We start from the raw sequence: 23,538 nt of genomic DNA, 5'->3' as shown, positions 1-23,538 counted from the left end.
GACGGGCGACTGATCGGGCCGTCGTGCTCAGCGAGGCGCTCGCGCAGACCAGCGAAGTCGAGGCAGCGCTCAATGCCGCGCATCAGGTGGCTCAGGGGGCGTGGTCTTTGAGCTTGAATGAGTGGAACAGTCGATCCTAACCGCGCGCATGTCGTCCCATCATCTTGGCGCTCTCCAAGGTCATGACTGGTAACGAACAGAATGAGTGTCCAAAGCTTTGGACTTGGCAGGTGGCTCAAAAGAATCGGCCGCTGGCAGGGACTGGGCAGTGCTTGGCCATGCGACACACTCGGCGTGACAAGCGCGCTCTGTCAACTCAAGGCCGACGCGCAAGGCGCCAACGCCATTGGCTCAAGCCCCATTCCTCGCCGCCAAAAACGCGGCCCGCAGTGCCGGCGCCGAATCGTCCCGCCAGGCCGCAAAGACCCGGCTGCGCTCCATCGTCTCGGCCAAGGGCTTGAACACCGCGCCCTGGATGCCCGCGTCCTGAAAGGCCGCCGGCACGATGGAGACGCCGAGGCCGCGGGCGACCAGGGAGACGACCGACAGCCAGTGCCGGCCCTCGTGCTGCAGCCGCGGGTAGAAGCCTTGCTGGCGGCACATCTCGACGATGCGGGCGTGGTAGTCCGGCGAACCCTTGCGCGAGAACAGGATGAAGGGCTGTTCGCTCAGCGAGGCCAGCGCGACGCGGCGTTTGGCGGCGGCCGGGTGGGCGGCGGGCAGGCAGGCCAGAAAGGGCTCGTCGTACAGCGGCTCGCAGGCCAGGCTGGGTGGCAAGCGGTCGGTGTGCAAGAGGGCGAGGTCCAGCTCTTCCTGCAGCAAGGCCTGGATCTGATCCTGCGAGTTCAGCTCGATCACCACCACTTCCACACGGGGATGCGAGGCCTGGAAAGCTTGCAGCCAGGCCGGCAGGCCGTGGAACAGCGTCGAGCCGACAAAGCCCAGGCGCAGCCGGCCGACCTCGCCGGCCTGCACCTCGCGGGCCTGCGCGCAGGCCTCTTCGACGCGGCCGAGCAGGGCCTGCGCGCTGGCGCGAAAACTCTCGCCGGCGGGGGTCAGGCGCACGCCCTTGCTATCGCGATCCAGCAGCCGGGCGCCCACGGCCGCTTCCAGCTGCTGCAAGGCCACCGACAGCGGCGGCTGCGACATCGCCAGCCGCTGCGCCGCACGGCCAAAGTGCAACTCCTCGGCCAGCGCAAGAAAGTAGCGCAGATGGCGCAGTTCGACGCGTGAGAGTGCTGCGCTGGCGGCGCTGCTGGCGTGGCGGGAATTGCCCGATGTGGCCATATTCAATGCCTATTGGTGGATGGCTGAATCGTATTGGACACGAATCGTCTCACAGGGAATACTTGCGCATCATCAAGGTCATCAGTGTTCGCACGCGCGGGCACCCGGCCAGCCACCAAAGACTTACCAGACCAAGACAGGAGACCATCATGGCCACCAAGGCAAGCTTTCACTGGGACGATCCGCTGCTGCTGAACGAACAGCTCAGCGACGATGAACGGATGGTGCGCGAGGCGGCCGCCGCCTACTGCCAGGAGCGCCTGGTGCCGCGCGTGCTGGAGGCCTTCCGCAACGAGCGTACCGATCTGGAGATCTTCCGCGAGATGGGCGAGATCGGCCTGCTCGGCCCGACGATTGCACCCGAGTACGGCGGCCCCGGCCTGAACTATGTGGCCTATGGCCTGATCGCCCGCGAGGTCGAGCGCGTCGATTCCGGCTACCGCTCCATGATGAGCGTGCAGAGTTCGCTGGTCATGGTGCCGATCAATGAATTCGGCAACGAGGCCACCAAGCAGAAATACCTGCCCAAGCTGGCCACCGGCGAATGGATCGGCTGCTTCGGCCTGACCGAGCCGAATCACGGTTCCGACCCCGGTTCCATGGTCACCCGCGCCAAGAAGGTGGCGGGCGGCTACAGCCTCAGCGGCAGCAAGATGTGGATCACCAACTCACCGGTGGCCGATGTGTTCGTGGTCTGGGCCAAGGACGATGAAGGCGCGATCCGCGGCTTCGTGTTGGAGAAGGGCTGGAAGGGGCTCAGCGCGCCGGCCATCCACGGCAAGGTGGGCCTGCGTGCCTCGATCACCGGCGAGATCGTCATGGACGAAGTCTTCTGCCCCGAGGAGAACGCCTTCCCCGAGGTGCGCGGCCTGAAGGGGCCGTTCACCTGCCTGAACAGCGCCCGCTACGGCATCGCCTGGGGCGCCTTGGGCGCCGCTGAAGACTGCTGGCACAAGGCCCGCCAGTACGTGCTGGACCGCAAGCAGTTCGGCAAGCCGCTGGCCGCCAATCAGCTGATCCAGAAGAAGTTGGCCGATATGCAGACCGAGATCACGCTGGGCCTGCAGGGCTGCCTGCGCCTGGGGCGGATGAAGGACGAAGGCTCGGCCGCCGTCGAGATCACCTCCATCATGAAGCGCAACAGCTGCGGCAAGAGCCTGGAAATCGCCCGCACCGCGCGCGACATGCTGGGCGGCAATGGCATCAGCGACGAGTTCGGCATCGCTCGCCACCTGGTCAATCTGGAAGTCGTCAACACCTACGAGGGCACGCACGACATCCATGCGCTGATCCTCGGCCGCGCGATGACCGGCATCGCAGCATTCTGATCCCCAGCCTGGCGCATTTCATGCGCCTGAGACGGCAATTCATGCCCATGCCGGCAGACGGCCGAGGCATGCTCGATAGACTCCCGCCCTGTTTGGACCGGCCTGGCATCGCCAGCCGGCGTGCAGCCTGAAGCGCGGACAGCGCGGTGAGTCTTGACAGTGAATCAGAACATGATGTGTTGTGGGGCCGTGTTGACCCTGGCGGCCCTAGTTAGTGCCTCCGGCGTAGCTCGGGCCGAGGGCGCTGAGGCAAAGCCCGAGGCCTCGCTGGCGCCGGTCGAGGTGGTGGGCAAGCGCTCTCCCGACCCGGCCGTGATGCCGGCCAAGTTCATCTACAAGATCGACCGGATCGCGCAAAAGCACGGCAACGAGACGGTGCGCCTGGACTTCAAGGTGGTGGGCAAGAACGGGGGGCGGCCGGCCCGCGGCACCAAGATCGAGATCGAGTTTGACGACGGCAGCGAGGAGGTGCTGGATGTGGGCCTCGATGCCAAGGGGCTGGTGCGCCTGCCGCCGTTGAGTGTGGAACGCTCGGAACACGCCAAGCTGATCACCAACCAGCCCAAGGGCAGCATGGGCGTGGGTCTGGAACTCGATGTGCTGGCCAAGCCGGCAACCTTGAGCCCGGCGGTGCTGCAGAAGACCGACCAGACCCTGCGTGCCATGGTCACCGATTTCAAGGGCCTGCTGCCCTGGGCCTTTCGCTGGCTGATTCCCGATGTGTCCGGCGTGGCCCTGTGCCAACCCATCGGCGAGCCGCCGGGCCACTGGCAATGGGCCAATGGCAGCAGCCGGCTGCTCTACCTCTACGAGACCGATCAGTTTGGCGATGAAGATGAGGCGGCCGAGGCGGGCGACAAGAAGGCCGCCAAGGTCGAAAAGCCCAAGAGCCAGTGCGCCATCCTGTCGGCCCGCGGCCTGCCCGAGGACGCCAGGCTGCAGGTGCCCGCCTCGGCCAAGCTAGGCCCCTGGATCAACGGGCTCACCGGGCGCAAGAGCCGCTCTTGAAATGGCGTGATTCTGCGCAGCTGTCTGCCTGGGGCTGAGCGCAAAGCTGCTCTGCCATACTGCGCCCCATGAACTCAGGGGTGGAGCTCACGGTCTTGCTGGAACAGGCCCGTGCCGGGGACGGCGCGGCTGGCGATCAGGCCTTTCGCCTGATCTACCCGGAGCTGCGCCGCATTGCGCGGGCGCGCCTGCATGGCCATCAGGTGCCCACCTTGCTGGACACCGAGGCGCTGGTGCACGAATGCTTTATCCGGTTTGTCTCGGCCCAGCTGGGGCCCTTGCACGGGCGCAAGCATTTCTACAGCCTGGCTTCCCAGGCCATGCGCCACATCCTGATCGATCATGTGCGCCGGCGCCAGGCGCAGCGCCATGGCGGCGACTGGCAACGCCAGACCTGGGACACCCGGGCATTGGGCGCTACTGCAGCTGCCGAATCGCTGATCGATGTGGATGCCGCGCTGGTGGCGCTGCAGCAGCTCGACCCGGCGCTGGCCGAGCTGGTGGAGCTGCGCTTCTACGGCGGCTACACCGAGGCCGAGACCGCCGAGGCGCTGGGCTTGAGCGAGCGCACCGTGCGCCGCCAGTGGGCCAAGGCCCGTGCCTTCCTGCTCGCTGAGCTGCAGGGTTGACCGCTTTGCTCGGCCTTTCACGTACGTCCTATCGTGAGTGACAGTCCCAGGGCAACGCTGCTGACCCCCGCGCTGTGGGCCGAGGTTTCGGCGCAGTTTGACCTGCTGATCGAGCTGCCCACCGATGAACGGACCCGCCGCCTGCAGGTGCTGGGCGAGAGTTCCCCGGCGGTGGCGCGGGCCGTGGATCGCTTGCTGCGTGCCGATGCGCTGGACACCGAACTGCGCATGCCCGACGCTGCGCTGCTCCAGGCTGCCTTGGCGCCGCCACAGCAGCAGCCGGGCGATGCCATCGGGCCCTACCGCCTGTTGCGCCTGCTCGGGCAGGGCGGCATGTCCGGCGTCTGGCAGGCCGAGCAGCAGGGCGGCCCGCGCCGCCTGGTGGCGCTGAAGTTGCCGTTTGCGCTGGCCGAAACACCGTCGGCCGCGGCGCAACGTTTCGAGCGTGAACGCGATCTGCTCGCCGCGCTGGAGCATCCGGGTATTGCCCGGCTCTACGACGCCGGGGTCGACGCCAGCGGCCAGACATATCTGGCGATGGAATGCGTGCTCGGCCAGCCCCTCAACGCCCATGTGCATGGCCTGCCGCTGCGGCAGCGGGTGCAGCTCTTCCTCCAGGTGCTGGCTGCCGTGGCTCATGCCCACGGGCGGCTGATCGTTCATGGCGATCTGAAGCCGGCCAATATCCTCGTCAATCAAGAGGGCCAGGTGAAGCTGCTGGACTTCGGCATTGCCCGCCTGCTGGATATCGACGAGGGCCAGGCCGGCCCGGCTCGCGCCGCGCTGCTGCCGGCTGCGCACACACCGCGTTATTCGCCGCCCGAGCAGCGCGCCGGCCAGGCGCTGACGGTGGGTGCTGATGTGTACGCGCTGGGCCAGGTGCTGCTCGATGTGCTGAGGGCCGGCCGGCCAGACGCCGCGCCTGAGCCGGCGCTGCAGGCGGTGATTGAACAGGCCTCGGCGGCCGATCCGGCGCAGCGCTATGGCAGCGTCGAGGCCCTGGCTGCCGAGTTGCAGCGTTGGCTGGAGCACTGGCCGGTGCAGGCCATGCCCCAGCGCTGGGCCTACCGCTGGCGTTGCTGGCTGCGCCGTCATCGTGCCGCGGCGCCGCTCGCGGGTCTGGGCGTGGCGGCGCTGCTGCTCGGTTTGTCGCTGGCGCTCTGGCAGGCCCACGAGGCCGGTGTGCAGGCGCGCCGCGCCCAGCTGGCCAATCGCTATCTCTTGGACCTGCTGCGCACGCTGGATCCGCGCCAGGCCGAGGCAGCGCGGCCCGAGCTGCTGATGCGCGCGCTGATGCAGCAGAAGCTGGCGCAGATCGAGGCTTTGCTGCCCAGCGATCCGGAGCTGGCCGACGAGCTGCTCAAGGTCAGCGCCACCGTCTACGACTACCTGGGCGAGGCCGAGCGCAGCCGCGCGCTGGGGCAGCTGCGGCGCACACAGGCCTTGGCGCGCTGGGGTGGCAGCGACCCGCGCGCCCAGGCGGCCGGCATGGCCCTGGTCTGGCCGACCTTGGCGCTTCAGGACGGCCCGGCGGCCGAACGCCTGTTGAAGGCGCTCGACGCCGAGTTGCCCGAGCGCGGCATGCTGCGGGCCGAGTGGTGGCTGGCCGAAGCCGACAGGCTGGGCCTGGGCACGGCGGAGCCGCAAGCACGAGCGCCTGCCCAATACCGCGCCCTGCAGCAGGCTTTGCGCCGTTATGAGGCGGATGCGCCCAGCGACAGCGGCCGCGTTGCGACGCTGCTGGGCCTGGCCCGCCTGGAGGCCGGCGAGGGGCGTTCGCAGCAGGCCTTGCAGACGCTCGCGCAGGCCGAAGCCTTGCTGCGGCACGCGGAACCCTATGTCGCGCTTGACCACGTCCGCCTGCTGGTGCAGCAGGCCCGCTTGCAGCAAGGCTTGGGCCAGGCCGAGCCGGCCCTGCAGTCGGCGCTGCAGGCCTTGCAGCACCTGCAGGCCAGCCTTGGGGCCGAGGCACGGTTGGCGCGGCAGCCGTTGCGAGAACTCGCGGAGCTCGCCGCGCGGCTGTGTGCCGCTCAGGTTCAGCGGCCCAGCGGCCTGGCGCTCGAGCGCGCCTTGCAAGGCCTGCAGGCGCCTGGCACCAGCAGGGGCTGCGCTCCCACACCTTAGGGGGGCCGGGCAGTCGGGTGGCCGGAGGGCGGGCCGGCTTGCGTATGTGTGCAGGCAAGCTTGTCCTTGCGCCTCACCAGGCATGCCAGCTGGCATGCCACTCTGTTCAGGGAGCTACACATGCCTATTCATCATCTGCGCCGCGGGCTGCTGCCCGTTCTGCTTTGCTTCAGCCCGCTGGCGCTGGCCCATCTCGGGCCCTACAACACCGGCGTCGACGCCGCCGGCAATCCGCTCTCCGGCGCGGCCATCGATGCGCACTACCAGATCGTCGGTTCGCCGGTCTTCGGTCCATCCAGTTATGCGGTGCGCGCCGGTGATGGAGCGCCGATCACCGTCGGCGGCTGGGTGCTCGATACGCCCGACTCGTCCTGGCTGGTGCCCACGCCCGCCATCTTCTTCGCCGACCAGCCCGGTCTCAGCGATGCAATCACCTGGCGCACCGAGTTCACGCTGAGCGCCGCCGAGGCCGCCAGCCTGCGCATCCAGGGGCGCTGGGCCGCCGATGACAGCGGCCTGGCCATACGTCTCAATGGCGTGGCCCTGAGCGGCAGCGGCATCGCCCAGTTCGATCGTTGGACTGGGTTTGGCATCAGCAGCGGCTTCATTGCCGGCGTGAACGTGCTGGAGTTCGACACGCTGAGCACGCAGTCGCCGACCGGCCTGCGGGTGGAAATGACCAGCAGCGTGCCCGAACCGGGCGCCGCCTGGCTGCTGCTCTGCGGCTTGCCGGCAGTGGCCGCCTGGCAGCAGCGTCGTCGCCCGGGAGCCGCAGCATGAGGCGCGCGGCATCGCTGATCCGGCTGATGCTCGTCGCTGGCCTTTGCGGGCTCGGGCTGGCGCAGGCCGGCACCTATCAGCTCTATGGCAACACCATCGTCAACGTCATGCGCAGCTATCCGCAGCCCCAGGACTCCGACTACCACGGCCTCGACGCCAACTGGCTGAACGATGCACGGGCGACGCAGTGGCTGCGCCTGGACGACACGGCCGCGCTCAGCGCAGGCCGTGCCGAGGCCAAGGTGCTGGCCCATATGGGGCTGCTCAAGGCCTACGCCTCGGCCAGCTTCCCCTACTGCTGTGATGCGACCGGGCATCTGATCATCCAGGGCTATGCGGATGCCGAGGTCAAGGCCGGCTTCTACGACAGCGTGCTGGTCACGGGCGCCGGCTTGGCTGCGGGGACGCCGGTCAGCTACAAGCTGAACATCCGCATCGATGGCGCGCTCAGCCAACCTTCCTTCGAGATGGGTGGTGCCTTGGCGGCCTACGGCGTGGCCGATATCCGCTTCACCGATCTGAGCAGCCATGCGCTGGATTCGATGGTCTGGCAGGCTGATCGCGATCTGCCGGGCAGCTTCAGCCTGGTGCTGAACACGGCAGTGGGCCATGAGATCAGTGTCAGCGCCATGCTGGCCGTGGGCGCCAGCGTCAGCGCCAATGCGCGCAGCGCCCGATCGGCCAGTGCCGACTTCTACCATTCGGCCGGCTTCAGCCTGAGCCCCTCGCTGGCCGGCCTGAACACGCAGGGCGCCAGCGGCTACGACTATGCCGCCAGTGCCGTGCCGGAGCCGGCGCAGGCCAGCTTGCTCATGCTGGGCCTCATCGGGCTTGCGGGGCTGGGCCGGCAGCGTCGCCGCATTCATCGGCCGTGATGCTCGCGGCGCCTGTCCAGGTTCCAGCACAATGGCGCCCAAACTGAACGCTGGAGCAAGGCAGGGTGAAGGGCGATCTGGACGGGTGGGTGATGGGCTTTGTCGGCGCCGGCCGCCTGGCACGGGTGATGGCGCAGGCCATGCATGCTGCGGGCGTGGCGCCGCGCGCGGTGGCCAGCCGCAGCGCGGCCTCGGCCGAGGCACTGGCCACCGCCGTGCCCACGGCCGAGCTGATGACGGCCCAGCAGCTGCTGGATCGCGCGGATCTGGTGTTCGTCACCACGCCGGACGACGCCATTGCCAGCACCGTGGCCAGCCTGCGCTGGCGGGCCGGGCAGGCCGTCGTGCACTGCAGCGGTGCCACCGAGCTGACGGCCTTGAGCGCGGCGGCGGAGCAGGGCGCCTTGACGGGCGGCTTTCACCCGCTGCAGATCTTCTCTGACCCGGCGGCGGCGCTGCGCCATCTGCCCGGTACCACGGTGGCCATCGAGGCTGCTGATCCGCTGCTGCGGCAGGGCCTGCATCAGCTGGCGCGCCGGCTGCAGCTGCGGCCGTTTGAACTGCCGCCCGGCAGCCGGGCGCTCTATCACGGCGCCGCCGGCTTTGCCGCCAGCTATCTGTTGACCGTGCTCGGCGAGGCGGTGCAGGTATTCAAGCGGCTAGGACTTGAGGAAGGCCAGGCGCTGCAGGCGCTGTTGCCGCTGGCGCGAGGCAGTCTGGACGCAGCGGCCAACGTCAGCAGCACCGGTGGAGCCGGGCTGGCTGCGGCGCTCTCGGGCCCGTTGATGCGGGGCGATACGGCCGTCGTCGCGGCCCATCTGCAGGCCTTTGATGGCCTGGGTGAGGCCCATGGTCAGCTCTACCGGCAGCTGGCGCTGCGTCAACTGGTGCTGGCTGAAGCGGGCGGCCGGCTGGATGCGGCGCAGTTGGCACGATTGCGTGGCTTGTGCGATGCCGCGGGAACCGCGGAGCACGGCAACTGATGGCCGCCGGGCTGCGCGCAGTTCCTGCCCAGCCGGCAGCAGAGTCTGCAGCCAAGGCGCCCTGGCTCGGCGAGCTGCAGCTTGGCGACGATTGGGCGCTCTGGCGCGGCCGGATTGGCGACAACCGGTGGCATCGGCATTTTGCGGCCCAGGCCTTGCTGGATACGTCAGGCGCAGCGGTCAGCGTGCTCGATCAGCACGGGCGTGCCTTGCCGGGCCATGGCCTGATCGAGCCCCTGCAGCGGCATCGCCTGCACGCGGCGGACCACGGCGTCCTGCTTTTTGTCGAGCCGCGTCCGTGGTCAGCGTTGAGCCTGCCGGCGCCCTGGCGCCAGGCCCTGCAGGGCGTGCTGGCAGCGCGCACCCTCGGCGATGGCGACACGGGGGCGGCTGACAAATCGAGCTTCTGGGCACGCTGGCAGGCCGGGGCCACTGCAAGGGCTGATCTGGGATGGGAGGCAGGGATGCGCGCGCTGCTTGATGCATCGCTGGCCGAGGGGGTGTTGCGACTGCCGGCCCTGGCGCGCCGCTTCGGGCTGTCCGACGATCGCTTCCGCCACCTCTTCGCCGAGCGGATGGGGCTGCCATTCAGCCGTTTTGTGCTCTGGCGCCGCCTGCATCGGGCCTTCAGGTTTTTGCAGGACGGCGAACGTGTCACGCAGGCGGCGCATGCCGCGGGCTTTGCCGATGCGGCGCATTTTGGCCGCACGCTGAGGCACAACTTTGGTGTCAGCGCGACCCAGCTGCTGTGTCCGCGCTTGGCGCCACCTTGACCGGTGCGGCTGCACGACTCGCGGCAATGAAGGGCTGGCGCAGCTGTCCGAGGTAGTCCTGCGGATAGTTCGGCTCCGTGCCGATGCCGAAGTCACCCGGGCCGAAGCGGCGGCTCGGATCGTCGTAGGCGGTGCCGAGCAGGCGGTCCCACAGGGTCGTGAACAGGCCGAAGTTGACATCGCCGATACCGGCCCAGGGCAGGTGATGGAAACGGTGCAGTGGCGCCAGCGACAGCCAGCGCCGCCAGGGTCCGAGCTGCATATCGGCGTTTGAATGCTGCATCAGCAGCTGCAAGCCGATGGAGAAGCTCAGCAGCATGGCCATGCTCTGAGGCAGCCCCAGCAGCAGCAGTGGGAGCAGGCCGACGCTGGCCTCCAGCAGCAGGTGCAGGGGATGCTTGAGCAGGCCGTTCAGGCAGTAGAAGCGCTGGACCGAATGGTGCACCGCGTGCAGGCGCCACAGCAGTGGCAGCCGGTGGCTGGCGACGTGCATCAGGGTGATGCCGGCATCGGCGATCAGCACCGCGCATAGCCATTGAAGCGGCAGCGGCCAGTGCAGTGGCCAGACCGGGCGACCGTGCCAAGTGAGGCTCAGCTGTGCCGTCAACAGCGGGGCCAGCAGCACGCACGATGCACTCAGCCCTTCGTTGACCATTGCATGCACGAGGTCGCGCACGGCTTCACCGGGCCTGCCAGGCACGTCGGCCCGGTAGGGGATCAGACGCTCGACACCGAGTGCGAGCAGCCCAGCCAGCATCAACAGCGCGGCGAGGCCCGGGCCCAGGGTGGCGGGGCTGGCGTGGCCGGCCCAGAGCAGGGCCAACCCGTTGCCACCGACAAGCATCAGCGGGGCGAAGCCGATGCGAAGCGTTTTGCGGATGAGGAGAGCGAGGCGGTGTTTCATGTTCGTTGCCGGAGCTGAGAAGGTCTGCATGCTGGCCGGCCTCGCGCACCGGCGATAGAACGTTGCGGCTGGAGCGGAGCGATATGGCACGGCGCCTGTAGTGGCCAGATCGGGCCGCTGAGAAGCGCCTTTGTTCGTTTGCGAATTCAAATGCGAATCGTTCGCATTCCGTGCTACAGTGCACACCTGACCTCGACGCGCCGTTGATCGCCCTTGTTGAAGGGCGTTGACCTTGCCCCTGGTCGATGTCGCCCGCCATTGCACCGACCAGCATCTCGTCCCATCGTGAACACCACCGCCGTCCTGACCTTGCCCAGCTCCGTTTCAGCCCGGCGGAGCCAGCCCAAGCGTTCGCCTGCTCTGCATGTGGAGCCCAGTGCCGCCGCCCTGGGCTACGGGCAGGGGAGCCGGCTGCGCAGCGGCTTCGGCGTGGCCGCCGTTCTGGTCCACCTGCTGCTGCTCTGGGCGGTGTTGCAGGCCAGCCCGGTGCGCAGCCGACTGGCGGAAGTGGCGCCGGCCCTGGTGGTGCAGATGCTGGCGCCGACACCACCCGCCGAACCCGTGCAGGTGCAGCGCAAGCCACTGAATGAGCCTGCCGCCCTGAACAGCGCCGTGCAGCCTGCGCTGCTGGCGCCGCCCAGCATCAGTGTCGTGGCCGAGGTCGCCGCAGCACCGGCCACTGTTTCGACGCCGACCGCCGCGCCAATCGCTGCGCCTTTGCCCTCACCCCAGCAGTCACCCAGCAGCAGCACGACGCCCGCCGCCGCCGCGGCGCCCGCCTTGAAGCAGATCCCGCCACATGCGCTGCGCTATCTGGCGCTGCCGCGGCTGAACTATCCGCTGTTGTCCAAGCGGGCGCGGGAAGCGGGCGTGGTGGTGCTGCGCATCGTTGTCGACAGCCAGGGCTGGCTGAAGGACGCCGCGGTGCACAAGAGCTCGGGCTTTGAGCGCCTCGACCAGCAGGCCTTGCAGGACATTCGCAGCGCTCGTTTCGCGCCGCAAACCGATGAAGGCCGGCCGGTGGAGTGGGAAACGCTGGCGCCGCTGGCTTATGAGCTCGACCGATGACTATGGCCCATGAATGTGACCGTTAGCGGCTGAGCCGCTGCCGACTCGCCACCCCGATCTAGAAGCGTAATCGCGGCTCATCGCCGCCGCGATTGCGCCGCTACCGCCGCCGGACCTGTGTCCGCGGCCCATCCACAGCCACGCCTGGCGTTGGGCAAGGGCCTGTCCTTGCTCACCGCGGCCCAGCCAGCACCACAACACGATCTCCGAGGAAGTTTTTCACCATGTCCCGTCGCGACTCTCATTCGCCAGCCACGAGCTCCAGCGCCCGCTTGCTGCCACTGGGCGCACTGGCCGCCGGCTTTGGACTGGCCAGCGCCGCGCTGGCCCAGACCGTGCCGACCCAGCCGGCGCAAGGCGCCGCGGCCACAGCCGATGCGCTGCCCGTCGTGCGCATCAAGGCCACCGTCGAGCGTCAGGGCAAGGACGGCTACCAGGCCACCGAGACCCGCATCGGCAAGGGCAAGCAGGACATCCGCGATATCCCGCAATCGCTGACCGTCGTCACCGAAAAGCTGATCGACGATCGCAATCTGGACAACGTCAAGGAAGTGCTGAAGAACACCGCCGGCATCACCTTCCAGGCCGCAGAGGGTGGCGAGGAGGACATCAAGATCCACGGCATCTCGCTGCAAAGCACTGGCGACATCTTCATCGACGGTCTGCGCGACCCGGCCTTCTACGACCGCGACACCTTCTTCCTCGACAAGATCGAGCTGCTGCGCGGCTCCGGCGCACTGATGTTCGGCCGCGGCTCCAGCGGCGGCGCGGTCAATCAGGTCACCAAGCAGGCGCTGCTGGCCGATCAGAACCAGGTTGACGTTGGTTTCTCCAGCCATGCCGGTGTGCGTGCGGTCGGCGACTTCAACAAGCGGGTCGGTGAATCGACGGCCTGGCGCATCGCCACCATGGTCACGCGTTCGGATAACGACGGTGCCGGCAGCAGCCTGAACAAGGCCGGTCTGGCCGGTTCGCTGCGTACCGGCATCGGCGAGACCGATGAGTTCGGCCTGACGCTCTATGCCTTGGACAACGACAACGGCATGAACTACGGCATGCCCTGGATTCGCCCGACCCTGGCCGCGCCGACCTCGGCCACCACGCTGCTGCCGCTGGACCCGACCGCCTACTATGGGCTGGCCAGCGACTACAACAAGGGCTCGGCGCACTACCTGATGCTGGACCACACGCATCGCTTCAACGCCGACCTGGAACTGGTGACCAAGCTGCGCAGCGCCAACTACAGCCGCGACCAACGCGCCGGCACGGTGCGTTTTGCTGCGGCCAGCCTGCAGCCGGGCAAGACCGCCGTGGCGCTGGACAGCTTTGGTCCGAGCACCGTCATCAGCCGCGGCACGCAGCTGAAGGTGCAGGACATGCAGACGCTGAATCTGCAAAGCGATCTGAGCGCGAAATTCCAGGCGGCAGGCTTTGCGCACAGCCTGCAGACCGGCGTTGATTTCGCCCAGGAGAAGAAACAGGTCTACGCGGCCTATGGTGCGGCGCAAGGCGGTGTGGTGCCGGCCAAGCCTACGACGACGATTGGCAGCCCCAATGATGGCGCCCGTGTCGACGAGAGCTTGCGCAGCTTCCGCACCAACAACGACTATGTCTCCAAGGCCTATGGCGCCTATGTGCAGGATCTGGTCGAGATTGCGCCGATGTGGAAGTTGCTGGCCGGCCTGCGTTACGACAAGGTGCGCGGCAACTACCAGGTCTACAGCATCCCCGCCAACGCGAAGACGCCGGAGACCGTGCAGCCCTATCAGATGAACATCGGCGAATGGAGCAAGCGTGCCGCCGTGCTGTTCCAGCCGAATGAGCGCCTGTCCTTGCACTTCCTGGCGGCCACCTCGTTCAACACCTCGGGCGACACCTACTCCCTGAGCAGCGCCAATCAGGACATCCCGCCGGAGAAGTCGCTGAACATCGAACTCGGTGGGCAGATCGACTCGGCCGACGGCAAGCTGACCACGCGCTTTGGCCTGTTCCGCGCTACCAAGCTGCATGAGCGCAACACCGATCCGCTGAGCAATCTGGTCACGCTGTCGGGCAAGCGCCATGCGGCGGGCATCGATGTCGATGTCATCGGCCACATCACGGCGGATTGGGAAGTCTTCGGCAGCTTCACCTGGATGCCGGTGGCCAAGATCGACATCGCCGCCCCCGGAGCAGAGGGGCAGGGCACGCGCCCCTCGCTGACGCCGGTCTACTCCGGCAGCCTGTGGACGACTTACCGACTCGATGGCAAATGGCGCATCGGTGCCGGCCTGAACGCACGCAGCAGCCAGCAACCCAATCGCAATCCGGGCTTTTATGCGCCCAAGTTCGTCATTGCCAATCTGATGGCCGAGTACACGTTGATCGAGGATGCACTGTCCTTCCGCGTCAATGTCGACAATGTGACGAACAAGCTGTACGCCGATTCGCTCTACACCGGCCACTACATTCCGGGCAAGGGCCGCATCGTCACCGTGACCGGCAGCTACAAGTTCTGATTGCAAAGGGCAGCCCTTACTGAAAGGACCAGGCCATGATGCTGAAGTTTGCCCAGGTGCTCGATGCGCAGGGCCTGGCCCGGGCTCGCGAACTGCTCGCCGCCGGCCCCTGGCAGGACGGCCGCGCCACGGCCGGCCGTCAGGCCGCCGCCGTGAAGAACAACGAGCAGCTGCAAGCCGGCAGCGAGGCGGCGCAGCAGCTGCAGGCGCTGGTGCTGCAGGCGCTGGAGCGGCAGCCGCTGTTCTTTTCTGCCGCGCTGCCCAAAAGAGTGCTGCCGCCGCTGTTCAATCGCTATGGCGGCCAGAGCAATGCCTACGGCAGCCATGTCGATCAGGCAATCCGCTACCTGCCCGGCGGCGTGCAGCGGCTGCGCAGCGACATCTCCTGCACCTTGTTCTTGAGCGAGCCCGAGGACTACGACGGCGGCGAGCTGGTCATCGAGGACAGCTTTGGCGAACAGCGCGTCAAGCTGGCCGCCGGCGATCTGGTGCTCTACCCGGGCAGCAGCGTGCATCGGGTCGAACCGGTCACGCGCGGCACGCGCCTGGCCAGCTTCTTCTGGATCGAGAGCATGGTGCGCAGCGCCGAGCAGCGCCGCCTGCTCTACGACATGGACCAGAGCCTGATGGCGCTGCGTGCCGCGCATGGCGAGAGCGCCGACACCGTGCGGCTGACCGGCTGCTATCACAACCTGCTGCGCCTGTGGGCGGAGAGCTGATGAGCGACGCGCCCCGCATCGAAGCGCTGCCGGCTGGCCTGGTGAACCTGGCCGACTTTGAGGCGGCCGCGCAGGCCCGTGTCAGCGCCAAGCCCTGGGGCGAGGCGGCCTGGGCCTACCTCAATGGTGGCGCGGCCGACGAGATCACGCTGCGTGCGAATCGCCAGGCCTGGGACGATCTGCGCCTGCTGCCGCGGGTGTTGCGCCGGCTCGATGGGGGCCACTGCCGTGTGCGGCTGCTGGGCCGCGAGCTGCAGCATCCGCTGCTGCTGGCGCCGATTGCCTACCAGAAGCTGTTCCACGACGACGGCGAACTGGCCGTGGCCCATGCCGCGGCGGCGCAATCGGCCGGCCTGATCCTGAGCGCGCAGGCCAGCGTCGAGATGGAGCGGGTGGCGGCGGTGATGCGCAGCGAGCCGCAGGCCGGCCCGCTGTGGTTCCAGCTCTACTGGCGCGACGACCGCGAGTTCATGCAGGCGCTGCTGCAGCGCGTTGAAGCCGCCGGCTACGAGGCGCTGGTGCTGACCGTTGACGCGCCGGTGCACGGCGCGCGCGATCGCGAGCGCCGTGCCGGCTTCAAGCTGCCCGAGGGCATTCGTGCCGTCAACCTCGGCGGCCGCAAGCAGCCGCTGGAACTGCAGCCCGGGCAGAGTGCGTTGTTCGACGGCCTGCTGCCGCGCGCGGCGGGCTGGGCCGAGGTCGAATGGCTGCGTGCCCACAGCCGGCTGCCGCTGCTGCTCAAGGGCGTCGCCCACGAAGACGATGCCCGCCAGGCGCTTCAGCTGGGCGTTAGCGGCCTGATCGTCTCCAACCATGGCGGCCGCACGCTGGACAGCCTGCCGCCCACCGCGGCGCTCTTGCCGCGGCTGCGTGCCGAGCTGGGCCCCGAGGCGATGCTGCTGGTGGACGGTGGTATACGGCGTGGCAGCGATGTGCTCAAGGCCATGGCCCTGGGCGCCAATGCGGTGTTGCTGGGCCGCCCCTATGTCCATGCGCTGGCCGCGGCGGGCGCGCTGGGCGTGGCCCGGGCGCTGCGCCTTTTGCGCGATGAGCTTGAGATTGCGATGGCGCTGAGTGGCTGCCGCACGCTGGCCGATGCCGGCCCGCAGCTGCTCTGGCGCGATTGATGTGAGTGATGTGTTTTCAACCCTGTGATGAAGGAGCCGAGATGAAGACGAAACAAATGCTGCTGAAGAGCCTGTGCGCGCTGAGCCTGGCGGGCTGGGCGGTCGCTGCGCTGGCCCATGGCAATGTCAGCTGCCCGGTCGTGCCCAAGGAAGAGAAGAAGCCGCAGATGGAGCTGCAGCGCAAGCTGGAGGCCGAGGGCTGGAAGGTGCGCCAGGTCAAGAACTACAAGAACTGCTACGAGGTCTATGGCCTTGACGCCCAGGGCAAGAAGGTCGAGGCCTTCTTCCATCCGGGCAGCTTCGAGCGCGTCCAGCCTGAGGGCGAGGCGGCCAAGCCATGACGGTGGCCTGAGGGTGGAGGCGCGCGCTGCAGCGCGGCACAAGCGTCAGCCCCCAGTGCCGGCCACGCTGCCGGTCTGGGATGGGCTGGTGCGCCTGTGCCATGTGCTGCTGGCAGCCTCGGTGCTGCTCGCCTTGCTGACGGGCTGGTTCAGCGGCTCGCTGTTTGCTGAGCTGGGTGAGCAGGGCTTTGAATGGCTGCATCATGGCGCCGGCTATCTGGCGCTGGGCCTGGTGCTGTTGCGCAGCGTCTGGGGCTGCTGCGGCAGTGCCTATGCGCGCTTCAGGCAATTCGTGCGTGGCCCGCGGGCGGGCTGGCGCTATCTGCGCCTGCTGCTGGCCGGGCGCGAGCCGCGCTATATCGGCCACAACCCGCTGGGCGGCTGGATGGTGCTGGCACTGTTGGCATTCAGTGCCGCGCTGGGCCTGAGCGGCTGGCTCTACACCAGCGATTGGCTCTGGGGCTATGCCTGGCTGGAGCAGCTGCACGCGGCGCTGGCCCTGCTGATCGGGGCCTTGATCGCTGCCCACGTCGCTGGCGTGCTGTTCACCAGCTGGCGGCATCGCGAGAACCTGATCGCCGCGATGATCAATGGCCGCAAGCGCGCGGCCGAGCCGGACGACATCAGCTGAAGCGTCAGGCTCAGCGTGAGTGCGAGGTCAGCTTGGCCAGCGGCGCGGCCATGCTGATGCCGGGCGCTGCTGTGCGTGCCGCCGGCTTGCTGCCCTGGGCCTGCTGCAGGGCGGCGCGGTCGTCTTCGTCGAGCTGCTGCATCACTTCCGGGTTGCGCCGCATCGCCACACCGACGGCGAGGATGTCGATGATCAGCAGATGCAGGATGCGGCTGACCATGGGCAGGTGGGTGGCCACATCCTCGATGTGGTCGACGATCAGGCAGGCATCGGCCTTGCGCGCCAGCGGCGACTGGCTGGCGGTGATCGCCAGCACGGCCGCACCGCGGGCGCGCGCCTTCTCCACCACCTCCAGCAGCTCCGGCAGCCGGCCGCTGCTGCTGATGATGACGGCCACATCGCCGGGGCGCAGCACATCGGCCGCCAGCGACTGCAGGCGCGGGTCGGTATAGGCGGCGCAGGAGACGCCGAAGCGCAGGAACTTGAACTGCGCGTCCTGGGCCACCACACCGTAGTGGCCAACGGCATAGAAGTCGATCCGGCCGGCATGCAGCAGCAGCTCGATCGCGCGATCGATCATGTCGCGGTTCAGTTGGCCGCGTAGCTGCAGGATGGCCGAGGCGGTGTTGCCGAGCACCTTGGCGCCCAGCTCGACCATCGAGTCATCCAGGTTCACCTGGGTATGGGTCACCGGCACCGTGCCGGTCAGGCCCGAGGCCAGGCGCAGCTTGAAGTCCGACAGGCCTTCGCAGCCCAGCGAGCGGCAGAAGCGGATCACCGTCGGCTGGCTGACCTGCGCGGCACGGGCGATGTCGGCAATCGGCGCATTCAGCACATCGCGGGCATGGGCCAGAACATGCTCGGCCACGCGCAACTCGGCCGGCGACAGCTCGCTGCGCGCGCGGCGGATCTGGCCCAGGATGGCCGAACCGGCGGCCGTTTGCAGGCTGCGCAGCTGAGCTTCCAGAATGGCCGAGGCACCGTTGAAGGTGGCGTGCTCGGCGGTGATGATGAAGGTCGGGATGCCCGCCACATAGGCGCTGAAGCGGCCCTTGTCTTCAAAACGCTGGCGAAACGGTGAGCGGTCGAAATACTCGCCCAGCCGCGGCACGATGCCGCCGCCGATATAAATGCCGCCCAGCGCCCCCAGCGTGACGGCCAGATTCGCGGCAGCCGTGCCCAGCAGGGCGCAGAACACCTCCAGCGTTTCGGCGCAGACCGGGTCGCTGCCTTCCAGCGCCTGCTGGGTGATCTCGGGCGCGGTCAGGCCGCGGTCGGCGGTGCCGGCGCGTTCGGCCAGTGCGCGGTAGATCAGCTCCAGCCCCGGCCCGGAGACCAGGCGCTCGAAGGAGACGTGATCGAACTGCGTCCAGGCATGGCGCAGCACGGCGATCTCGCGTTCGTCGCGCGGCGAAAAACTGGTGTGGCCACCTTCCGAGCCCAGCGAGATCCAGCTCTCGCCGGCTGGAATCAGGCCGGAAACGCCCAGGCCCGAGCCCGAGCCGAGCAGGCCGATCACGCTGTTCTTGCGCGCCTCGCCGCCGCCGATCTGACGCAGGTCGCGGGGGCCCAGGCGCGGCAGCGCCATCGCCAGCGCGGTGAAGTCATTGACGACCACCAGCGTGTCCAGTCCCAGGCGCTGGCGCATCTCCTCGATGCTGAACTGCCAGTGGTAGTTGGTCATGCGCACCTGGTCGCCTTCGACCGGGTTGGCAATCGCGATCGCCGCGTGCTCGATGCTGACGCCGCCCAGGCCGTCCAGGTAATGGCTGATGGCGGCGTGGAAATCTGCGTAGTCGGCGCAACGCAGCAGCGCAATCTGGCTGAACTCGCCCTGCGACCGCTCCAGCGCAAAGCGCGCATAGGTGCCGCCGATGTCGGCAATCAGTCGGGGGCTGTCAAAAGCAAGCATGGTCGGTTTTTTGTCAGAGGCGCATCAGGCCCAGGGGGCGTGGCGGAAGCCATCGGGCCCGCCTGATGCTGGCGATTATCAGCGTGGCCCTTGATGCTGGTGCGCAAGAAGCATCTGGCTGTAGTGAGGGTGTAGCGTGACTACAGCATTGCGGCAAGGGTGCTAGCCCGGAGTCCGAAGGCGATGGTGAATCCCTTGCCGTGCGGCGCTTCCCGTCAGACGGCCGTCTCGCCAATGTAAATCAATGACTTGAGCCCGTTTCTTGAGGAATGCGAGCGTGTCTCGTCGCGGCTGGCACTTTACCTCTTGCGGCCATCATGTAGTTTTGCTACTGTTATGCATCGCAGGAATTTTTGCAAAACTACATCAAGTGCGGAAAGTGGGTGAACGGTGCGGCGGATGAGATTCATCGCTCGGTGCTGGCCTTCGGGGGCGAGCGCGTGAGCCGGCCTGATACAGGCGCGGGCTGGCCGGCCCTGGTGGCCGATATCGGCGGCAGCAATGCCCGCTTTGGCTGGCTGGCCGATGCCACGTCGCGGCCCAGCCATGTGCAGGCGCTGCTGGTTGCCGATCATGCCGGCCCAGCCGAGGCGGTTCTGGCCTATCTGGACGGGCTGCGTGGGCTGACAGGCCTGGCGGCGCCGCGGCCGGTGCGCATGGCCATGGCGGTGGCCACGGCCGTGGGAGGCGAGACGCTGGAGCTGACCAACAGCCATTGGCGCCTGACCCCGGCGCAGCTGTGCAGCGAGCTGGGCCTGCGTGAGCTGCTGCTGCTCAATGATTTCGAGGCCTTGGCCCTGGCCTTGCCCGGCCTGCGGCCGACACAGCTGCGCTGCCACGGTGCCGCGCCCGATCCGCGCGGCACGCTGGCGGTGATCGGGCCAGGCACGGGCCTGGGCGTGGCCGGACTCTTGCAGCTGGGCTCGCGCTGGGTGCCGCTGCCGGGCGAGGGTGGCCATGCCACGCTGGCGCCGGCCGATGATTTCGAAAGTGCGCTGCTGGCGCAGGCGCGGCGTGAGTTCACCCATGTGTCGGCCGAGCGGCTGCTGTCAGGGATTGGTTTGCCGCTGCTGCATCGCTGTGTGGCTGCTGTGCTTGGGCAGCCGGCCGAGGCGCTGAGCGCCGAGCAGATCGTGCAGCGCGGCCTGGCCGGCCAGGATGCGGTGGCGGGGCGGACGGTGGATCAGTTCTGTGCCTTGCTGGGCAGCTTTGCCGGCAGCGTCGCGCTGACGCTGGGGGCACGCGGCGGCGTCTATATCGGTGGCGGCATCGTGCCGAGGCTGGGCGACCGATTCTTCGCCTCGGCCTTTCGCGAGCGCTTTGAGGCCAAGGGGCGCTTCCAGGCCTATCTGGCCCAGATTCCCAGCGCACTGATCACCGACACCCTGGTGGCGCTGGACGGCGCCGCCCAGGCCTTGAGGCAGTGATCGCTGCCACCATCAGCATTGATGTAGTAAATGTAGTTGAGCTACAAACAGATCGGTAAAGTAGACATCAAGACGGAAGATCGACCCCCTTGAATGACGGGTTGATCGCTTAAAATGCTGTAAATTGCGGTTTAAACGACAGATTTTCGGCAAAACCTAGGGTTTGCCTTGAATTGGCTAAAGATCTAGTTTTAGTACAAAATTCTTTCATACCAGAGTTCCAGATCCCGCCGCTTCGGGCCAGGCAGAAGCGAGACGGGGCCCATGTTGTACAGAGAGCTTCAGGAGACAAGTGATGAAACCTTCCCCGATCAAGCGCGAGCTGTTTCGCGTCAGTCCCGTTGTTGCAGGCTGCACGCTGCTGGTGATGGCCGGCGCTGCCTATGCGCAGCAGCAAAGCCCGACCACGCTGGACTCCGTGACCGTGACCGGCATCCGCAAGGGCATCGAGGCGGCGATCTCCGTCAAGAAGAACTCTGACTCCATCGTTGAGGCCGTGTCCGCCGAAGACATCGGCAAGCTGCCCGACAACAGCATTGCCGAGTCCATCGCCCGTCTGCCGGGCCTGTCGGCTCAGCGTGTGGCGGGCCGCGCCCAGGTGATCAGCGTTCGCGGCCTCTCGCCCGACTTCGCCACCACGCTGCTGAATGGTCGTGAGCTGGTCAGCACCGGCGACAACCGCAGCGTGGAATTCGACGTCTACCCCTCCGAGCTGCTCGCCGGCGTGACGGTGTTCAAGACGCCCGATGCGGGCCTGGTGGGTCAAGGCCTGTCGGGGACACTGGACATGAAATCGGTGCGTCCGCTGAGCTTTGGCAGCCGCGTGACGACCCTGGGTGGCCGCCTCTCCAACAACTCGCTGGGCTCGGCCGCCAATGCCAAGGCCAGTGGCAATCGCATCAGCGCCAGCTACATCGATCAGTTCAATGATCGCACCGTGGGCCTGGCGATTGGCTTTGCACACCTGGAAACCCCGGTGGCCGAGAACCAGACTGGCACCTACGAGCCCTGGGCGCAGAACCCGCGCGTGGGCATCCCCGCCAACACCTTTGATACCGATGGCATCAAGGCACTGCGTCGCACCGGCGTCAACAAGCGTGACGGCCTGATGGCAACGCTGGAGGTCAAGGCCTCCAAGGACTGGACCAGCACGGTGGACCTGTTTGCGTCCAAGTCCAACCAGACGGACACGGCCAACCAGTTCGAATCGCACTTCTATTACAACGGCGACTACCCCTGCAAGCCGGACTGCGTCTGGACCAAGGCCACCGTCAACGGCAACCAGACGCTGACGGGCGGCGTGGTCACCAACGTCTACCCGCTGGTGCGCGGCCAGTACAACAACCGCGATGACAAGATCAGCTCGATCGCTTGGAACAATGCCTTCAAGGTGGCGGATGTGGCGCTGAACGCCGACGCCAGCTATTCGAAGGCCAATCGCGATGAAACCAATCTGGAAATCAACACCCAGCTGGTGCCCGCCAAGCAGTTCGACACGCTGACGCTGGCCTTCCCCAGCGACGGCTTCGCCACGATGAATCCGACGCTGAACTACTCGGATGCCAGCAAGCTGTTCCTGCGCAACAGCATCTATGGCTCGGGCTATGCACGCATTCAGCATGTTGCCGACGAGCTGGGCAGCCTGAAGCTGGAAGCCAAGGTGCCGGCACCGGCAGCTATGAACAAGCTGTTCTCCGACTTCCACCTGGGCGTGAACTACGCCGATCGCAAGAAGACCAAGCAGCAGCCCGAGGGCAATATCAACCTCAACGGGGCAGAGGCACCGATCGCCTCCGAGCTGCAGTATTCGCCGGTGGACCTGAGCTTTGCCGGCTCCAATCTGGCCTCGATCCCGTCCTTCAATGTGCCCGGCGTTGTCGCCAAGTACATGAACTACAGCCTGGCGGAGAACCAGTACCACGACAAGGTCGGCAATTCCTGGGAAGCACGCGAGAAGATCACCACGGCCTTCGTCAAGGCCAATATCGACAGCACCTGGGGCTCGATTCCGGTGCGCGGCAACGTGGGTCTGCAGATTCAGAGCGTCAAGCAGTCCTCCGACTCGCATTACTGGGACTCTACCGCGCCCGCCGGCAGCGAGCTCAAGCCCATCAACGACGGCAAGAGCATGACCGATGTGCTGCCTGCGCTGAACCTGGCCTTCGATCTGGGCAGCGATCAGACACTGCGCTTGGCCGTGGCCAAGCAGGTGGCCCGTCCGCGTCTGGACCAGTTGCGCGCCGGCATTGATTTCGGCGTGGACAAGACCAGCGGCAAGCCCGGTGCCACCGGCGGCAATCCCAAGCTGGATCCCTGGCGCGCCGATGCGCTGGACCTGTCCTACGAGAAGTACTTCGGTACCAAGGCCTACTTCGCTGCCGCCGCTTTCTACAAGAAGCTGACCAGCTATATCTACACGCAGAGCAACAGCTACGACTTCTCGAAGTTCGTCAGCGGCTATGTGCCGCCGGTCGGCGCGCCACCGACACAAACCATGGGTGACTTCACCGCGCCCTACAACGGCCAGGGCGGCAATCTCAGCGGTGTAGAGCTGACGGTGTCGCTGCCTTTCAGCCAGTTCTCGCCCTCGCTGTCGGGCTTTGGCATCACCGCCAGCACCAGCCTGACCAACAGCAGCATCAAGATCAAGGCCGAGCCGAACAGCCAGAGTTCGGTGGGCTCGGCCGACATCACGCTGCCGGGCTTGTCCAAGACCGTCAGCAACCTGACCTTCTACTACGAGAAGGATGGTTTTGAGGTGCGCCTGAGCCAGCGCCGCCGCTCCGACTTCATCGGTGAAATCAAGAACTTCGATGCCTCGCGTTCGCTGCGTTATGTGGTCGGTGAAAACATCACCGATGCGCAGATCGGCTACAACTTCAACGACGGCCAGTTCAAGGGCCTGGGCCTGACCCTGCAGGTGAACAACCTGAGCGACTCGGCCTTCCAGACCTACTTCGGTACCAAGGATCGCCCGGCCGAATACATCAAGTGGGGCCGCACCGTGATGCTGGGTGCCAACTACAAGTTCTAAACGACAGCGGTCTTGAGGCGGCCCCGGCGTGTGAACGTCGGGGCCGTTTTCCATTCGGATGCCTGCAATGCCTAGCATCTAAATGGAGTG

The 23,538-nt window shown here is 67.1% G+C and carries 19 protein-coding genes; 16 read left to right on the top strand and 3 right to left on the bottom strand.

The features are described 5' to 3' along the window. Nucleotides 1-351: 351 nt before the first annotated feature. Nucleotides 352-1,287 carry a LysR family transcriptional regulator gene (locus RQP53_RS03290; RefSeq protein WP_315648608.1) on the bottom strand — a complete coding sequence of 312 codons (936 nt, stop codon included), beginning with the start codon at nt 1,285-1,287 and terminating at the stop codon, nt 352-354. A gap of 149 nt (nt 1,288-1,436) precedes the next feature. Between RQP53_RS03290 and RQP53_RS03285 the strand changes: the two genes are divergently transcribed. The 8 genes from RQP53_RS03285 (at nt 1,437) to RQP53_RS03250 (ending at nt 9,787) form a co-directional block, all read left to right on the top strand. Next, nucleotides 1,437-2,615 (top strand): acyl-CoA dehydrogenase, encoded by a 1,179-nt coding sequence (locus tag RQP53_RS03285; protein ID WP_315648606.1) that lies wholly within the window; start codon nt 1,437-1,439, stop codon nt 2,613-2,615. Nucleotides 2,616-2,786: 171 nt separating this feature from the next. Beyond that, nucleotides 2,787-3,623, top strand: a complete 837-nt coding sequence (locus tag RQP53_RS03280; RefSeq protein WP_315648605.1) for a hypothetical protein — start codon at nt 2,787-2,789, stop codon at nt 3,621-3,623. A 68-nt stretch (nt 3,624-3,691) separates the two neighbouring features. Continuing rightward, complete coding sequence (locus RQP53_RS03275; protein WP_315648604.1) at nt 3,692-4,252, top strand: ECF-type sigma factor; 561 nt, start codon at nt 3,692-3,694, stop codon at nt 4,250-4,252. Between the two features lie 33 nt (nt 4,253-4,285). Continuing rightward, nucleotides 4,286-6,376: a protein kinase domain-containing protein gene (locus RQP53_RS03270; RefSeq protein WP_315648603.1), complete on the top strand. Its 2,091-nt coding sequence runs from the start codon at nt 4,286-4,288 to the stop codon at nt 6,374-6,376. Nucleotides 6,377-6,496: 120 nt separating this feature from the next. Further along, nucleotides 6,497-7,156, top strand: a complete 660-nt coding sequence (locus RQP53_RS03265) for a hypothetical protein (protein WP_315648602.1) — start codon at nt 6,497-6,499, stop codon at nt 7,154-7,156. Then, nucleotides 7,153-8,031 (top strand): PEP-CTERM sorting domain-containing protein, encoded by an 879-nt coding sequence (locus RQP53_RS03260; RefSeq protein WP_315648601.1) that lies wholly within the window; start codon nt 7,153-7,155, stop codon nt 8,029-8,031. The genes RQP53_RS03265 and RQP53_RS03260 overlap by 4 nt, the downstream gene beginning before the upstream one ends. 65 nt (nt 8,032-8,096) lie before the next feature. Then, nucleotides 8,097-9,014 carry a Rossmann-like and DUF2520 domain-containing protein gene (locus RQP53_RS03255; protein ID WP_315648600.1) on the top strand — a complete coding sequence of 306 codons (918 nt, stop codon included), beginning with the start codon at nt 8,097-8,099 and terminating at the stop codon, nt 9,012-9,014. After that, on the top strand, nt 9,014-9,787 hold the full coding sequence (locus RQP53_RS03250) for a helix-turn-helix domain-containing protein (RefSeq protein WP_315648599.1): 774 nt from the start codon (nt 9,014-9,016) through the stop codon (nt 9,785-9,787). The genes RQP53_RS03255 and RQP53_RS03250 overlap by 1 nt, the downstream gene beginning before the upstream one ends. Here the strand turns inward: RQP53_RS03250 and RQP53_RS03245 are convergent. Next, a complete protein-coding gene (locus RQP53_RS03245; RefSeq protein ID WP_315648598.1) occupies nt 9,744-10,631 on the bottom strand; it encodes a sterol desaturase family protein in 888 nt (295 codons plus the stop codon). The two genes, RQP53_RS03250 and RQP53_RS03245, sit on opposite strands and share 44 nt — an antisense overlap. 345 nt (nt 10,632-10,976) lie before the next feature. Here RQP53_RS03245 and RQP53_RS03240 point away from each other — a divergent pair, with 345 nt between their 5' ends. From RQP53_RS03240 to RQP53_RS03215, 6 genes are all read left to right on the top strand, one after another. After that, nucleotides 10,977-11,759 carry an energy transducer TonB gene (locus RQP53_RS03240; protein WP_315648597.1) on the top strand — a complete coding sequence of 261 codons (783 nt, stop codon included), beginning with the start codon at nt 10,977-10,979 and terminating at the stop codon, nt 11,757-11,759. Nucleotides 11,760-11,983: 224 nt separating this feature from the next. Continuing rightward, nucleotides 11,984-14,257, top strand: coding sequence for a TonB-dependent receptor (locus tag RQP53_RS03235; RefSeq protein WP_315648596.1), 2,274 nt, complete (start codon nt 11,984-11,986; stop codon nt 14,255-14,257). Between the two features lie 35 nt (nt 14,258-14,292). Beyond that, complete coding sequence (locus RQP53_RS03230) at nt 14,293-14,976, top strand: Fe2+-dependent dioxygenase (RefSeq protein WP_315648595.1); 684 nt, start codon at nt 14,293-14,295, stop codon at nt 14,974-14,976. Then, nucleotides 14,976-16,103 carry an alpha-hydroxy acid oxidase gene (locus RQP53_RS03225; RefSeq protein ID WP_315648594.1) on the top strand — a complete coding sequence of 376 codons (1,128 nt, stop codon included), beginning with the start codon at nt 14,976-14,978 and terminating at the stop codon, nt 16,101-16,103. The genes RQP53_RS03230 and RQP53_RS03225 overlap by 1 nt, the downstream gene beginning before the upstream one ends. Nucleotides 16,104-16,144: 41 nt before the next feature. Next, the gene (locus RQP53_RS03220) at nt 16,145-16,444 is read left to right on the top strand and encodes a PepSY domain-containing protein (protein ID WP_315648593.1); all 300 of its coding nucleotides are present in this window, start codon (nt 16,145-16,147) and stop codon (nt 16,442-16,444) included. A 55-nt stretch (nt 16,445-16,499) separates the two neighbouring features. Beyond that, nucleotides 16,500-17,075, top strand: a complete 576-nt coding sequence (locus tag RQP53_RS03215) for a cytochrome b/b6 domain-containing protein (RefSeq protein ID WP_315648592.1) — start codon at nt 16,500-16,502, stop codon at nt 17,073-17,075. A 10-nt stretch (nt 17,076-17,085) separates the two neighbouring features. Here RQP53_RS03215 and RQP53_RS03210 read toward each other — a convergent pair whose 3' ends face one another. Then, on the bottom strand, nt 17,086-18,987 hold the full coding sequence (locus RQP53_RS03210; RefSeq protein WP_315648591.1) for a glucokinase: 1,902 nt from the start codon (nt 18,985-18,987) through the stop codon (nt 17,086-17,088). Between the two features lie 383 nt (nt 18,988-19,370). On the opposite strand from RQP53_RS03210, the gene glk reads away from it, so the two are divergent. Then, nucleotides 19,371-20,414, top strand: a complete 1,044-nt coding sequence (gene glk, locus RQP53_RS03205; protein ID WP_315648590.1) for a glucokinase — start codon at nt 19,371-19,373, stop codon at nt 20,412-20,414. 295 nt (nt 20,415-20,709) lie between these two features. Next, nucleotides 20,710-23,448, top strand: coding sequence for a TonB-dependent receptor (locus RQP53_RS03200; RefSeq protein WP_315648589.1), 2,739 nt, complete (start codon nt 20,710-20,712; stop codon nt 23,446-23,448). The last annotated feature ends 90 nt before the right edge of the window (nt 23,449-23,538 follow it).

It is taken from the genome of Roseateles aquae, assembly GCF_032337115.1.
GTDB classification, from domain to species: domain Bacteria; phylum Pseudomonadota; class Gammaproteobacteria; order Burkholderiales; family Burkholderiaceae_C; genus Roseateles_C; species Roseateles_C aquae.
Note: the sequence above shows the minus strand (reverse complement) of the source record. Positions and strands in the feature narration are given on the sequence as shown.

Excerpts from the sequence above, each read along its gene's own strand:
- RQP53_RS03230 (WP_315648595.1), top strand. The coding sequence starts at position 14,293 with ATGATGCTGAAGTTTGCCCAGGTGCTCGATGCGCAGGGCCTGGCCCGG.
- RQP53_RS03280 (WP_315648605.1), top strand. The coding sequence starts at position 2,787 with ATGATGTGTTGTGGGGCCGTGTTGACCCTGGCGGCCCTAGTTAGTGCC.
- RQP53_RS03250 (WP_315648599.1), top strand. The coding sequence starts at position 9,014 with ATGGCCGCCGGGCTGCGCGCAGTTCCTGCCCAGCCGGCAGCAGAGTCT.
- RQP53_RS03235 (WP_315648596.1), top strand. The coding sequence starts at position 11,984 with ATGTCCCGTCGCGACTCTCATTCGCCAGCCACGAGCTCCAGCGCCCGC.
- RQP53_RS03285 (WP_315648606.1), top strand. The coding sequence starts at position 1,437 with ATGGCCACCAAGGCAAGCTTTCACTGGGACGATCCGCTGCTGCTGAAC.
- RQP53_RS03290 (WP_315648608.1), bottom strand. The coding sequence starts at position 1,287 with ATGGCCACATCGGGCAATTCCCGCCACGCCAGCAGCGCCGCCAGCGCA.
- RQP53_RS03200 (WP_315648589.1), top strand. The coding sequence starts at position 20,710 with ATGAAACCTTCCCCGATCAAGCGCGAGCTGTTTCGCGTCAGTCCCGTT.
- RQP53_RS03275 (WP_315648604.1), top strand. The coding sequence starts at position 3,692 with ATGAACTCAGGGGTGGAGCTCACGGTCTTGCTGGAACAGGCCCGTGCC.
- RQP53_RS03260 (WP_315648601.1), top strand. The coding sequence starts at position 7,153 with ATGAGGCGCGCGGCATCGCTGATCCGGCTGATGCTCGTCGCTGGCCTT.
- RQP53_RS03225 (WP_315648594.1), top strand. The coding sequence starts at position 14,976 with ATGAGCGACGCGCCCCGCATCGAAGCGCTGCCGGCTGGCCTGGTGAAC.
- RQP53_RS03265 (WP_315648602.1), top strand. The coding sequence starts at position 6,497 with ATGCCTATTCATCATCTGCGCCGCGGGCTGCTGCCCGTTCTGCTTTGC.
- RQP53_RS03245 (WP_315648598.1), bottom strand. The coding sequence starts at position 10,631 with ATGCTTGTCGGTGGCAACGGGTTGGCCCTGCTCTGGGCCGGCCACGCC.
- RQP53_RS03210 (WP_315648591.1), bottom strand. The coding sequence starts at position 18,987 with ATGCTTGCTTTTGACAGCCCCCGACTGATTGCCGACATCGGCGGCACC.
- RQP53_RS03220 (WP_315648593.1), top strand. The coding sequence starts at position 16,145 with ATGAAGACGAAACAAATGCTGCTGAAGAGCCTGTGCGCGCTGAGCCTG.